The sequence below is a fragment of the Isosphaeraceae bacterium EP7 genome (assembly GCA_038400315.1).
In the GTDB taxonomy this organism is placed as follows: Bacteria; Planctomycetota; Planctomycetia; order Isosphaerales; family Isosphaeraceae; genus EP7.
Map to the genome: position 1 here is coordinate 1449367 of CP151667.1, position 13381 is coordinate 1462747.

Below are 13381 nucleotides of genomic sequence, written 5' to 3' on the forward strand. Positions count from 1 at the left end.
GGACCAGCGGGAGATGGCGGCAAGTACGGCTCTCAGCGTCGTCATCGTGGCGGCCGTCGCGATCTTCCTGCGCGAGCCCGATGTCGCGCGTCGCCAGTCGAGATTGAGCAGATCCGAGCCGCGTTCGAAGGCCCTCGCCGATCAGTCGGCCCTCGTCGAGGCCCGGGTCGTCAAGCCATCCCTGCCTCGCGGCGTGATCGGCCTTTCGCCCTCCAGACCGACGGTCGTTGATCCGGGGCCGAGCCACGCCGTTGCGGCATCGACGCTCGCCCAGGTCGAGGGGCCCGAGCAGCGTCCGGTGCGTGACAAATCAGTGGATCGGGTGGCGGTCGTCTCCAGGAGACGGTCGATCAGGCCGACGCAGGCGCGGGGGGCGTTCACGACGGTCGAGCAGGGCGAGAGCCTGGCCGACGTCGCGGAGCGGGTCTATGGGGACGAATCGGCGAAGGAACGCCTCTGGGCGGTCAATCGCGACGAGCTCCCGAGGCGAGACTCCCCGCTCAAGGCCGGGACCTTGTTGCGGACACCTTGAATGGGGAGTTCAGCGCCGGGAAGCGCGTCGCGATAGGCAGGATTCGTTCGCCGGTGTGTCAGATCGTCCGGCGACGGAAGCGGCCGAGGCAAGCCAGCGTGGCGATCGCCGCGCCGCTGAGCATCAGGCTCGACGGCTCGGGCACCGGAGCCGACAGGATAATCCGCCTGTTCGAGCTGTATCCCACCACTTGCCCGTTGAAGAGCACGTTCAGGACATCGGTGCCGGCATTGGCCAGGACGGTCCCGGCCGACGGCGGAAGGCCATCGAGTGTCGCCGAGAAGGAGAATGGCACGGCCGGGTCGGTGTAGAGCATCGCACCGGCCGCGGGGCCGCTGGTAATCGCGAGCCCGAAGCTGGCGCCGCCGAAGATAAGGTTGCCCGAGACGAAGCTGGACGCCTGGCCGGTCGCGAAGCCCGGGTCATTCGGATCTTGCACGACGTCCGTGATGCTCCCGCCGAAATCCGAGGGGGTGAGCGGCGGGATGCTGCCGAAGGTGTAACCCCCGATATTCGGGTTAAACCCGGTGAAAAGCCCCGACGCCGTGCTGATGGTGATCGTGTTGCCGACCTGAGTGTCGCGATTGAGCATGATCCCGCCGACGCCGCTGATCTCGAAGGTGACGTCCGAACCGGTCGGATTGAATGCCGAGTTGGCCAGCAGCGTGATGTCCTGGATCGCGGTGCCCGCGAGGAACGTCGAGCCGGCAACGATCGGCTCGGCCTGCGCCGACTGGACGGCCAGGACTGCGGCACTCAGCAGGGCCAGCTTGAGCGGGAGACGAGGCATGAAGAGGACTCCGTGCGAGGGGATGCAAGAGTACGGATAGACCGATGTGAAGAAATATGTTCGTCGATCATCGATCTTCACGTTGGCGGGAGGGAGTAGTCTTGGCGGCAAGCATGGCTCCTTGCAAGGGGCTAGGCCTCCAAATTGGCCGATCGGCTCGCCGCGCGAATCCTCGGAGAACGGCCCCTCCCGCCCGGGAGGTCCGTTGCGGGGGCCTGCCGGTCCTTTTATCATCCGCCTGGGCGCCGAACGGCGTGGGTCATGTGGCTACGTCATCGCCCTGGCGGGGTTTTCGGAGGAGCGATCGATGGGTTCATCCCGCGTGTTTCGATCGGTCGGGGCCTGCGCCAGGCTTCTGGTCGCGGGCCTGGCCGCTTTGATCTCGGTCCCCGCCGCGTGCCTGGCGGAGCAATTCGTTCTGTTCGACGTCACGTTCGCCTATTCGAAGGACGACGCGGAGACGTCCAAGCCAAATAAATCGCATTATTATGTGAAGGGAAAAGACATCAATCCGGACAGGCCGAAGGACTGGACGGCGCCGGTGGATTATCGCAACGGCACGGTGCACCTCCGCGCCGAGGTCCTGGAGAAGCCCGCCGGGGGCGAGCCGACGACCTGGACGATCTGCTACATCCCCAACAAAGGCAAGGGGAACGGCTACGGCTGCACCGGGACCGGGCTGTACACCGAGGCGGGCGTCTATGAGAAGGACATCTCGATGACCTCGTTCTGGGAGAACGACTCGATCGTCTGGACCGAGGGGATCAAGCAGATGGACCTGATCATCAAGGACAACAGCGGGGGCCGGGGTCACGCCCACAAGCGGGCGGACGCGGAGAAGTTCTTCCCGACAAGGATGAGGATCACGGCGGTGCAGGTTTCCGCCGGCTCGAAGTACGACCCGAGCCTGGTGCCCAACCTGCCCAAGGACGAGAAGAAGCCCGAGTCCGGCAAGCCGAAGGCCGCCGCGATCGGGCCGAAGGACACGGCCGGTTCCAAGGCCGAGTCTTGCTGCGCCTGCGAGTGACACGGAGACGCCTTCGGGGAAGCCTGTCGAGCCCGAAAGGGGTTGGCATGCTTGACAGGGCCGAGGGGTGGGCCGTCTAATCGAAGGACATCCCCTCGGTTTCATCGGACGGATGCATTTCGAGGCCTAGCCCCGTTGAACTGGCGCCTTCGTGTCACCAGCATGGTCCTGCCGGCACTGGCCGGATTGATCGCCTTGTTCGCCCCCGAGGGGCGGGCAAACGCGATGGGATGCCATGCGCCCGATCGGCCGATCTTCGGGCTCTCGTCCGGCTGGGAGCGGGTGGACTCGAACGGGGTCGGCGAAGGGATCGTCGCGGTCGGCTCCCATCAGGTGCGGCCGACACCCTGCGATCGCGGTGTCCCCGGCGAGCCGTCGAGGCGCATTCCGACGACTCCGGTGATCACCTTGAATGAGGGCTGGATCGAGGTCGAGGCCGGTCCGGCCTCGCTCGATTCGAGGCGGCCCGTGGAGTCAGATCGAGTCGGAGCCCCTCCAGCCGCGTCCACGCCCGATCGGCCTCCGCGCTGAAGGCCCTTCGTCGGCGAGAGTGCCGATGCCGGTCTCGCGCGTCTCCGATTGCCCGTTCGCCGTCCCGGTGGGTCCGTCCATGATCGAATTTGCCTTGAGGAAGGCCCCGCGCCGCGTTGCGCGTGGGGTGTCGGTGCTGCTCGCTTCGCTGGCCCTCGCCTGCGGCCCGGCGGTTCCCGCGCGGCCGATCGTCTCGCCCCCCAAGGGCTGGACCCCGATCGGGGCGAAATCGAAGCCGCTCATCGCTCCCGGGCGGATGATCGCGGGATGGGACGGGCCCGGCGGTAGCTCGCTCTGCGTCTATTCGACGCTGCCGATTGCCCGTCCTGACCCCGAAGCGCTGGTGGTTGAACTGGCGACGCGGCTGACCAACATGCCGGGCCTGACGGTGTCCCGTCGCGAGGTGGTCAAGCTCGGCTCGACCTCGGCCGCGATGGTCGAGGTGACCGCGCCCGGCGACGGTCGGTCGCTGGCGCCGACGGGGCTGGGAAAGCCCAAATTTGGCGACGACCGTCCGCAGCGGCCCACCCGCCAGCGGACTTATACGATCCCGGCGCCCGGGCAGACGATCGTGCTCGCCTGGCACTCGCCGGCGGAGCTCGCCGCGTCTATCGAGCCCGATCTGGCGGCGACGCTGGCGACCCTGCGACTGCCATCTTCTACCGCGACGACATCCTCGTCCTCATCCACTTCTTATTGAATCAATGATCTTCGGGACGGTCGGAGCGCCGATCGCCCGAGGCTTCCGGGGCACCGACGATGGCAACAACCACCACGCAGCCGGCCGCCCGCGACCGGAGGGGCCGGGCCTATATCCCGGCGGTCGGGCCGAGACAACGCCCCTGGCTCTGGATGGTCCTGGGGGGCTTCGCGCTCCTCGGCGCCAACGGGGTCTACCTGGCGAGCGTCACGGCGATGACCTGGCTGAAGGGGGCGACCCAGGCCACGTCCTTCTACATGCTGATGGTCGGCCTGCACATCGCGCTGGGCCTGGCCCTGATCGTGCCGTTCGTGGTCTTCGGGCTCGTGCACCTCGCGACGTCGTGGAAGCGGCCCAACAAGGCGGCGGTCGTCTATGGCCTGATCCTGCTGGCCGCGTCGATCGGCATCCTCATCTCGGGGATCGTGCTCGTACGCATCGGCTGGTTCGAGGTGCGCAACCCCGCCGTGCGCGAGGCCGGCTACTGGCTCCACGTCGGTCTCCCCTTGCTGGCGATCGCCCTGTACGTGAAGCACCGGCTGGCCGGCCCGATGATCCGCTGGTACTGGGCGCGGCGGCTGGGCCTGGCCGTCGGGCTGGGCGTGGCGGCGATGGCGTTCCTGCATACGTCGGACCCCAACGTCCTGACGGCCAGGCAGAACAAGGAAGGGAAGAAATACTTCAGGCCGTCGAGCGCCATCACGTCCAACGGGCAATACATCCCCGCGCAGGCGTTGATGATGGACCAGTACTGCCTGAAGTGCCACAAGGACGCCTATGACAGTTGGTTCCACTCGTCGCATCACTTCAGCTCATTCAATAACAAGGCCTACATGGCCAGCGTGCGCGAGACGCGGCAGGTCTCGCTGGAACGCGACGGCAACACGCGAGCGGCTCGCTGGTGCGCGGGATGCCATGACCCGGTGCCGTTCTTCTCGGGAGAGTTCGACGACCCGAATTACGACGACGTGAACACTCCGTCCAGCCAGGCGGGGATTACCTGCACGGCTTGCCACTCGATCACCCACGTGGCGAGCACGCGCGGGAACGCCGACTACCGGATCGAGGAGCCGACGCACTACCCGTTCGCGTACAGCGAGAATCCGGTGCTCCAGTGGATCAACAACACGCTGGTGAAGGCCAAGCCCGAGCTGCACAAGAAGACGTTCTTGAAGCCGGTGATCAAGGACTCGAAGTTCTGCTCAACGTGCCACAAGGTGTCGCTGCCCTACGAGCTGAACAAGTACAAGGACTTCCTCCGCGGGCAGAACCACTGGGACACGTTCGCACTCTCGGGCGCGTCCGGAGGCGGGGCCCGGAGCTTCTACTATCCGCCGGTGGCGAAGGGGAAGTGCATCGACTGCCACATGAACCTGACCTCCTCGGATGACTTCGGGGCGAAGGACTTCGCCGGGACCGGCGATCGGTCGATCCACAACCACCTGTTCCTGGGCGCGAACACCGGGCTGGCCGCGCTGCGGGGGCGGGCCGACGTGGCCGAGGCCCACGCGAAATACCTGAAGGACGCGAAGGTCCGCATCGACCTGTTCGCGTTGCGAGAGGGGGGCGGCGTCGAGGGCGAGATGCTCGGCCCGTTGCGGCCGAAGACGCCGACCCTGGTGCCGGGCAAGTCATACCTCGTCGAGACCGTCGTGCGGACCGTGGCCCTGGGGCACCCGTTCAGTCAGGGGACCGTGGACTCCAACGAGATCTGGGTCGAACTGATCGCCAGGGCCGACGGCAAGGTCATCGGCCGATCGGGCGGGATCGACGACCGCGGCCAGGTCGACCCCTACTCGCACTTCATCAACGTCTACATGCTCGATCGCAACGGCAAGCGGATCGACCGGCGGAACCCGCAGGACATCTTCGTGCCGCTGTACAACAAGCAGATCCCGCCGGGAGCCGGCCAGGTGGTGCACTTCGGCCTGACCGTGCCCGAAGGGACGAGCGGGCCGATCACCCTGGAGGCGAAGGTCAACTACCGGAAGTTCGACCGGACCTATCTCACCTACCTCTTCGGCAACGAGAAGTTCCCCGAGCTGCCCGTGGTGGTGATGGCCTCCGACTCCGTCGCCCTTGCGGTGCAGGGGGGGCCCGCGGCCGAGAACAAGCCTTCACCGATCAAGGAAGGCTGGCAGCGATGGAACGATTACGGCATCGGCCTGCTGCTGGAAGGGCCCGACAAGGGGGGCTCGAAGGGCGAATTGCTCCAGGCCGAGCGTGCGTTCAAGGAGGTCGTCGAGCTGGGCAAGGCCGACGGCTGGGTGAACCTGGCCCGCGTCTATCAGAAGGAAGGCCGCATCCCCGACGCCCGCGAGGCCCTGGCCAAGGCCGCCGCCCACAAGGAACCCGCGCCCCCCTGGGTCGTCGCCTGGCTGACGGGCCAGATCAACGAACGCAACGGATACCTCGACGAGGCGATCGCCAATTTCGAGAGCGTGCTGGCCACCCGAGTGCCGGCCCGGAAGCTCGATTTCAGCGGCGACTACGAGGTGATCAACTCGCTGGCGACGGCGCTCTATAGCCGATCGCAGCAAGAAAAAACGGGCAGCCCCGAGGCCGCGGCGTTCCTGGCCCGTTCGATCGAGCAGTCTCGCAAGACCCTCTCGATCGACAGCGAGAACGTCCCCGCCCACTATGGACTGGGCCTGGCCTATGCCAAGCTGGGGCGAGGCCAGGCGACGGTGGAGACCCCGATCGACCCCAAGACTCCGGCGCTCGTCGAGTCCATCCCGGCTCTGGCTCAATCGATTAGCAAGCCGGGGGTGGACAAGGTCGAGACCTTGAAATCGCTCCGGGGGATGATCGGGGCACTGGTCAAGGGGCCGCCGCACGAGTCGGCCTCGCGGATCGATCCGATCTTCGAGACGGTCGAGGCGCTGGCCACGGCCTATGATCGCGAGGTCGACGTCGCGGCGAAGGCCTCGCTGGCAGCGACCCTCTCGGTCGCCCACAGGTCGCTACACGGCTTGTTCAAGCCCGACGAGAATGCCGAGGGGCGGGCGATCGCCATTGCCAGGCGCGACAGCAAGGCGGCCGACCAGAATGCTCAATCGATCGTGATCCATCCGATGCATCGCCCGGGGGCCCCGGGGATCGATGCCGAAACGAAGGCGGCCCAAGCCGACGCGGCTCCGGCCAAGATTCGGGGAGACGGCGAATGACCCGGCAGTCGAGGAACGCGGCATCCACCATGATTGCCGCGGCGGCATTCGCCCTGGTCGCGGGCTGCACCAAGCCCGTCCCGCCGCCGGTGCTGCCCAAGGCCGAGGCGCCCGTGGCCCCCAAGATCACCGAGCGCGCGACGTTGCCGACCGTGACGTTCAAGGACGTCACGGCGGAGTCGGGCCTCCATTTCATCCACGTGAGCGGGGCGGCCGGCGAGAAGCTCCTGCCCGAGACGATGGGTTCGGGCGTCGCCGTGCTCGACTACGACGTCGACGGCGACCAGGATCTGTTCTTCGTCAACTCGATGAACTGGCCGGGCGCGAGCGAGAGCGCCGCACCCAAGCCGATCCAGGCGCTCTACCGGAACGACGGGAAAGGGAACTTCGAAGATGTCACGGTTGCCTCGGGCCTGGACGTCACGCTCTTCGGCATGGGCGCGGCCGTAGGCGATTACGACAACGACGGCGACCCCGACCTGTACGTCACAACGCTCGGCGGCGGTCACCTCTACCGCAACGACGCGGGTAAATTCGTCGACGTGACGGCCGCGGCCAATGCCGGCGCGGGGACGGGCTGGCTGACGAGCGCGGGGTTTTTCGACCTGGAGAACGACGGCGACCTCGACCTGTTCGTCTGCAACTACGTGAGCTGGACCGCCGCCTATGACCGGGGTCAGGATTTCCAACTCGTCGGGACCGGCCGCGGTCGAGCCTATGGGCCGCCGACGATGTTTGGGGGTGCCTTCTCGGTGCTCCTGCGCAACGACGGCGGGACGTTCACGGACGTGAGCGAGAAGGCCGGGATCCAGGTGCGGACGCCGGGGTTGAAGGACCCCGTCGGGAAGTCATTGGGGCTGGCGCCCTATGACGTCGACGGCGACGGGTTCGTCGACCTGGCCGTGGCGAACGACACGGTCCCCAACTTCTTCTTCCACAACCTGAAGGACGGCACGTTCGAGGAGATCGGCGTCACCAGCGGGATCGCCTTCGACCAGGCCGGCGCGGCGCGTGGAGCGATGGGCATCGACTGGGGGCACTTCAAGAACGACGAAGCGGTGGGGCTGGCGATCGGCAACTTCGCCAATGAGATGACCGCGCTCTACGTGAGCGACGACCCCACCACGATGCAGTTCTCCGACCTGGCCAACTTGTTCGGCCTCGGCGCCCCCACGCAGCCGCCGCTCAAGTTCGGGCTCTTCTTCCTGGATTACGACCTGGACGGACGTCTCGACCTGCTCTCCGCGAACGGGCATCTGGAGAGCGACATCGCCAAAGTGCAGCGGTCGCAGACCTACGAGCAATCGGCCCAGCTCTTCTGGAACACGGGCCAGCCGGGCCGGATGCTCTTCGCGCAAGTGCCCCCCGAAGTCGCGGGCCCCGACCTCTTCAAGCCGATCGTCGGGCGCGGAAGCGCCTATCTCGACGCGGACGGCGACGGCGACCTCGACGTGGTGCTGACCGCCAATGGCGGGCCCGCTCGCTTGTTTCGCAACGAGGGGGGGCCAAATCACAGCTTGAGGCTCCAACTGGTCGGCAGCAAATCGAACCGAGACGCGATCGGGGCGAAGGTGGAAGTCAAAATGGGCGAAGAACTCCATCGCCGGCAACTCTTCCCTTGTAAGAGTTACCTCTCCTCGGTCGAGCTTCCGCTGACGTTCGGATTGGGGAAGGCCGAGTTCGCCGAGAAAGTGACGATCCGCTGGCCGTCGGGGACCACGTCCGTGTTTGAAAATGTCCACGGTGGCGGTCTTCGCAACATTGACGAAGAGAAGGGTTTGCGGGAATAAACCGGGCGGACCGGGAATTGCATTCAAGTCGGGCCGCGGTCCTCGAAAATGCCCTCCCGCTTGTGCGGGACTCGTGTGATATATTCAAGTCCAGAGCGATCCTCGACCGGGTGGCCCCGGGGTTGCTTTAAGTGACGAGCGTGGGGTGCAAACGCTCCCAGCGTGGCGGTCACTTGCGACACGCGTCGCGACTTCTCACGAGCTGAGCGGCATCAACGAGATAGCATCCAGGGAGCGTGTACCGGCGGTGGGCGTGGGCGAGAATGCTGGCCGACCCGAAGTGGCCAGATCTCCGCACGCCGGTCGGGCGAGATCGGGACGACCGCGAGACCCTTGACGGGTGCGGCCCACCGGCGAGCCTGGCGTCACACCCGCCGGTTGCTCCTCTTCGAGAGGGTCGATCGCAATGCAAGCCTCGGCGACGCGATCCGCAGCCTGGCTCCTCTCGGCCGCACTGGCCTGGGGCCTGCTCTCGCCCTTGAAGGCGGAGACCCCCGCGACCGGCGGCCTCCCCCCTGCGGCGGCACCGGTGGTCGACCCCGACACTGCACTCCGCCGCGGGCTCGACCTCGAACGCGAACGGAACTGGCAGGGCGCGCTCGACGTCTACGACGATGCGGCCAGCCAGTGGCCCAGCCGCGCCGAGTTCGGCCATCGCCGGCGGCTCTGTGAGATCCACCAGAAGCTGACCAAGCGTTACCAGGATCAGAGCTTCCGCTCGGTCCTGCTGAAGCTCTCGCACGATAAGTCGCTGGAACTCTACGACGAGGTGCTCGAGCGGATCGACTCCCAATATGTCGATCCCGTCCCCGTGCTGCCGCTGCTGCGCAGGGGGCTGGATAACGTCGAGGTCGCCCTCCGCGATCCCGAGTTCCTCAGCCTCAACTCCCCACAGATGAGCCGCGAGAAGATCGACGGGCTGAGGTCGGCCTTGCGGGCCCGACGCGATCACCTGACCGCGAACGACCGACTGGGCGCCCGGGCCGAGGCCGACGCCGCGTGCGAGATCGCCCGCACATGGCTTGGCATCGCCCCAGCCGCGATCGTCCTGGAGTTCATCTATGGCGCGTGCGACGCGCTGGATGACTACACCGCCTGCCTGACTCCCGACAAACTCGATGACCTTTACGCGATGATCGACGGCAACTTCGTCGGCCTGGGAGTCGAGCTGAAGAAGGACGACTCGGGCCTGAAGCTCGTCGGCGTCATCCGCGGCGGGCCCGCCTGGGAGGCCGGTATCAAGGTCGGAGACCGGATCACGGCCATCGCAGGGTTGTCGGTGAAGGGGCAGAGCCTCGACCAGGCGGCCAACAGGTTGCAGGGGAATGAAGGGACATCCGTCGAGCTGGATTTGCTCCGCGTGGACGGATCGAGGAAGCTGCTCAAGCTCGTCCGTCGGCCTGTCGAGGTCGAGAGCATCGCCCAGGCCCGGATCGTCGAGCCGACGCTCGGGATCGGCTATGTCCAGCTCACCGGGTTCCAGAAGACCTCGACCGAGGAACTTGAGAAGGCGATCGCCGACCTTCAGAAGCAGGGGCTGCGATACCTGGTCCTCGACCTGCGAGGCAATCCCGGCGGGCTCCTGAACGTGGCGGTCGAGATGGCCGATCGCTTCCTGGGCTCGGGCGTGATCGTCTCGACCCGCGGGCGTGCCTACGGCCAGACCCAGGTCTATCAGGCGTCGGGCCGGCCGGTCTGGACGTTCCCGATGAGCGTGCTGGTCGACCGCGACAGCGCCAGCGCGAGCGAAATTCTCGCCGGTGCGCTTCAGGAGCTGAGGCGTGCGACCGTGGTGGGCGAGCGGAGCTACGGCAAAGGGTCGGTCCAGAGCATCTTTTCGCTGAGGACCGTCCCCGCAGGCCTGAAGCTGACGACCGCCAAATTCTACTCCCCGACGAAGCGGGCCTACAGCGAGCAGGGAGTCACCCCCGACGTCGTGGTCTCCGTGCGTGCCCGTCCCGTGGCCGACCGGACCCGGGACGTGGAAACTGCGACCGCCGCCAGCGACTTCGGCCAGCCTGACCGCGATCAGGTGCTCTCGCAGGCGATCACGCAGGCCCGACGAAGGCTGACCGCAGCCCGCTGACGGCCTTACCGGCATGGGCCGGGCCTGCTTGCTTTCCCCCGGTCCGAGGCTGCACCCATGGCCGACGTCGCGACCAGGTCCGCGTCCAACTCCAAGCTCGACCCTTCGACGGCCTGGACGGCCGTCACCGACCTTCCCTTGAAGGGCCTGAGTCTGGCTCGCGAGGCCGGTCGGCTGCTGGCTTGGGACGAAGGGGGGCAGGTCTCGATCTACGGCGTCGACGGCGAACTCCAGGCGACGACCCGGATGCCCGAGACGATCATCGCCGGGGCGATCAGCGACGACGGATCGCTGATCGCACTGGTAGGTGCTGGACAGCGGCTCTGGCTTCTCGACCGAGCGCTGGAACGGACCACCGATCGCGGCACTGTGCCCGACCCCTCGTGCCTGGCGATCGATCCGCACGGCCGATACGTGGCCGTGGCATCGAAGATCAATATCACTCAGATCTACAACCGCTACGGCAAGCACGCGGGGAAGTTCGAGACCCGGCAGCCGCTGGCCCACCTTCTGTTCGTGCCCGATCGGCCGTTCCTGATGGGCACCGCGGCCTACGGCACGATCGCCGGGATCGACCTGGGCGTCCGGGGGGGGAAGCTCGATCCCGAGGTCCAATGGCAGGAGAACCTCACCTCGAACGTGGGGAGGCTGGCCTGCACGGGCGACGGATCGATGATCCTGGCCGCGTGTTACACGCACGGGATCCAGAGGTATGACCTGCGAGGACATAACGATGGGTCGTACCATCTGGGGGGCTCGACCTCTCACGCCGTGCCCGACTTCGCCGGGACCCTGATCGCGGTCACGACCCTGGAGAATGAGCTGGCGGTCCTGAGCGCGGGCGGGGCCGTCCGCTGGCGTACCGAGCTTCCCAGGGCGGCCAATGCCCTGGCGGTCGACGCCCTTGGTTCCTACCTGATTTATGGCCTGCCGACCGGCGAGATCGTCCGTCTCGACTTGCGTGGCGGCATCAAGTCGGACGTCGGCATGGGCGAGCCGGGGACCGACGAGCGTCCGGCGGCGGCGCCGGCAGTCCGGGCGGGCGGGGGATCGGTGCGTCGGCCCGACTGGCTTGAGCCGGTCGTGCCGACGGTTGAGATGGCCGAATTCGCCGTGGTCGCGGTCGTCGACGATCCCCTCCGAATCGGCGTCATCAGCCCGCAGAACAAGCTGCAACTTTACGACGCCGCGGGCCATAAGCTGGGGCAGGCCCCCGAGATCCATGGGGTCGGGCGCATCCTCAGGTCGTCGAAGGGCTGGATCGCGGCGGCCACCGATCGGAACCTGGTGCTCTGTGACCTGGTGGCCAATACCGCCCGTCGAATCGACCTGGACCTGGTCGAGGTCACCCACCTGGCGATCGATCCCGACGACTTCGGACTGGCGATCGTCCAGGAGCGAGACAGGATCGGGCGAGCGACGCCCGCGGGGCGCTGGATCTGGAAGCACGAGCTGAAATCGGCCGTGGAAGATCTGGCGGTAGGCGTCGGGGGCGAATGCGCGATCTCGACGGACAACGGCCGCGTGACGGTCTATGACGCGGCCGGAGAGCCGGCGGGCGTTTATGCGTCGGCCCCCTCCGAGCCGCTCTTCCTGCTCGCTGCGCCCGACGGATCGCCCGATGGGACCGCCTGGCTGACGCTCGCGCGTCGCGCCCAGGTCGCGCGCGGGCACGATCGCATCGGCAAGGTGCTCTGGGAGCTGCCCGTCCCCTGGGAGGCCTGGTCATTCCAGAAGCTCGGGGCGATCGCCCTGGCCCTGGCCCCCGACGGCCGGGCGCTGGCGATTGACGGATCGGGCCGGGTGCGGGGACAATCCAGGGCGGCGGGGACCAATCGAGACGTCTTCCAGGTGGGTGCCGACGGCCAGGTCCATCGGGTGACCGCGCAAGGAGTCCACCTGATCTGCTCCGATCTCAAGGGCCAGGTTCGATGGCGCGCGGTGACCGATGCCCCCATCGGGCCGATTTCCGCGGGCCGCGGCGGGGTGGCAGTCATGCTAGGCCGGTCTCTCGCATGGTTTGGCGTAACCTGATGCGTTGATGCGCGAGAACCGGTTTGAGTGAGTGTTCCTGCATCCTTAGTTGCTTGCGGCCTCCGGAAACGATCCGGTATACTCAGCTCTCCAAATTCGGTTGTCGCCTGGTCGCCGAGTTGGGACAGGGATGGTGGCGGTCCGGGTGCGACGGGATGGATCGACGAATCGCACGACTGGCGGGTGGCCGATCCAACGGCCTTCGCCGCAGTCGTCGGGCCGGGGAGCCCTCACGAGAGGGAGTCGCCGATGTGTCAGGTCAACTCGTTCGCCCTTGCCGTGGCCCCGCCGTCGCATCGGCGGAGCCTCCACGATCAAGGGATCGAGGAAGCCGAGCGGCACAAGTGGATCCAGAGCCAGAAGGCCGGCCATGACCTGGGCGTGGCGGCGATCCGCGAATGGGTGCGGATGCACTGGAACGGATTCCTGCGAGATCGCTGGATCGAGCACCTCGAGGGTGTCAGCTACTGGATCGAGCTGGACCACATCGACTTCGGCCTGCTGCGTCAGGATTTCCACGACTCGCCGCTGCTCGACGAGATCTTGCGTCGGGTGAAGTCGGGCCAGGAGAACCTGGAGGTCATCAACTGGGCGATCGTCGAGGGTCACGACTCCAATCAGGTGTTCGAAATCCTGCTGGCGCTCGACATCAACGGCCGGCGGATCGAGTGTCAGCTGGAGCACCGGCTGTCGGCGGGAGGCTGGGCCTGAGCCCGATCGCCAC

The 13381-nt window shown here is 66.9% G+C and carries 10 protein-coding genes; 9 read left to right on the forward strand and 1 reads right to left on the reverse strand.

The window, feature by feature from the left end:
- Positions 1-13: 13 nt before the first annotated feature.
- Positions 14-532, forward strand: coding sequence for a LysM peptidoglycan-binding domain-containing protein (locus EP7_RS05635; protein ID WP_463526676.1), 519 nt, complete (start codon positions 14-16; stop codon positions 530-532).
- Positions 533-590: 58 nt separating this feature from the next.
- Here the strand turns inward: EP7_RS05635 and EP7_RS05640 are convergent, their stop codons facing one another.
- Positions 591-1322 (reverse strand): PEP-CTERM sorting domain-containing protein, encoded by a 732-nt coding sequence (locus EP7_RS05640; protein ID WP_463526678.1) that lies wholly within the window; start codon positions 1320-1322, stop codon positions 591-593.
- 307 nt (positions 1323-1629) lie between these two features.
- Between EP7_RS05640 and EP7_RS05645 the strand changes: the two genes are divergently transcribed.
- The 8 genes from EP7_RS05645 to EP7_RS05680 all read left to right on the forward strand — a co-directional run bounded on the left by EP7_RS05645 (position 1630) and on the right by EP7_RS05680 (position 13368).
- Complete coding sequence (locus tag EP7_RS05645; RefSeq protein ID WP_463526680.1) at positions 1630-2349, forward strand: hypothetical protein; 720 nt, start codon at positions 1630-1632, stop codon at positions 2347-2349.
- Positions 2350-2484: 135 nt separating this feature from the next.
- Entirely contained in the window at positions 2485-2880 is a 396-nt protein-coding gene (locus EP7_RS05650) for a hypothetical protein (protein ID WP_463526682.1), read from the forward strand.
- A gap of 79 nt (positions 2881-2959) precedes the next feature.
- Positions 2960-3580, forward strand: a complete 621-nt coding sequence (locus EP7_RS05655; protein WP_463526684.1) for a hypothetical protein — start codon at positions 2960-2962, stop codon at positions 3578-3580.
- Positions 3581-3639: 59 nt separating this feature from the next.
- Positions 3640-6747, forward strand: a complete 3108-nt coding sequence (locus EP7_RS05660) for a tetratricopeptide repeat protein (RefSeq protein ID WP_463526686.1) — start codon at positions 3640-3642, stop codon at positions 6745-6747.
- Positions 6744-8537, forward strand: coding sequence for a CRTAC1 family protein (locus EP7_RS05665; protein ID WP_463526688.1), 1794 nt, complete (start codon positions 6744-6746; stop codon positions 8535-8537). Before EP7_RS05660 ends, EP7_RS05665 begins: the two co-directional genes overlap by 4 nt.
- 406 nt (positions 8538-8943) lie before the next feature.
- Positions 8944-10623: a S41 family peptidase gene (locus tag EP7_RS05670; protein WP_463526690.1), complete on the forward strand. Its 1680-nt coding sequence runs from the start codon at positions 8944-8946 to the stop codon at positions 10621-10623.
- A gap of 57 nt (positions 10624-10680) precedes the next feature.
- The gene (locus EP7_RS05675; RefSeq protein ID WP_463526692.1) at positions 10681-12657 is read left to right on the forward strand and encodes a WD40 repeat domain-containing protein; all 1977 of its coding nucleotides are present in this window, start codon (positions 10681-10683) and stop codon (positions 12655-12657) included.
- A gap of 249 nt (positions 12658-12906) precedes the next feature.
- The gene (locus EP7_RS05680) at positions 12907-13368 is read left to right on the forward strand and encodes a hypothetical protein (RefSeq protein WP_463526694.1); all 462 of its coding nucleotides are present in this window, start codon (positions 12907-12909) and stop codon (positions 13366-13368) included.
- The last annotated feature ends 13 nt before the right edge of the window (positions 13369-13381 follow it).

Excerpts from the sequence above, each read along its gene's own strand:
- EP7_RS05635 (WP_463526676.1), top strand. The coding sequence starts at position 14 with ATGGCGGCAAGTACGGCTCTCAGCGTCGTCATCGTGGCGGCCGTCGCG.
- EP7_RS05640 (WP_463526678.1), bottom strand. The coding sequence starts at position 1,322 with ATGCCTCGTCTCCCGCTCAAGCTGGCCCTGCTGAGTGCCGCAGTCCTG.
- EP7_RS05645 (WP_463526680.1), top strand. The coding sequence starts at position 1,630 with ATGGGTTCATCCCGCGTGTTTCGATCGGTCGGGGCCTGCGCCAGGCTT.
- EP7_RS05655 (WP_463526684.1), top strand. The coding sequence starts at position 2,960 with ATGATCGAATTTGCCTTGAGGAAGGCCCCGCGCCGCGTTGCGCGTGGG.
- EP7_RS05660 (WP_463526686.1), top strand. The coding sequence starts at position 3,640 with ATGGCAACAACCACCACGCAGCCGGCCGCCCGCGACCGGAGGGGCCGG.
- EP7_RS05665 (WP_463526688.1), top strand. The coding sequence starts at position 6,744 with ATGACCCGGCAGTCGAGGAACGCGGCATCCACCATGATTGCCGCGGCG.
- EP7_RS05670 (WP_463526690.1), top strand. The coding sequence starts at position 8,944 with ATGCAAGCCTCGGCGACGCGATCCGCAGCCTGGCTCCTCTCGGCCGCA.
- EP7_RS05675 (WP_463526692.1), top strand. The coding sequence starts at position 10,681 with ATGGCCGACGTCGCGACCAGGTCCGCGTCCAACTCCAAGCTCGACCCT.
- EP7_RS05680 (WP_463526694.1), top strand. The coding sequence starts at position 12,907 with ATGTGTCAGGTCAACTCGTTCGCCCTTGCCGTGGCCCCGCCGTCGCAT.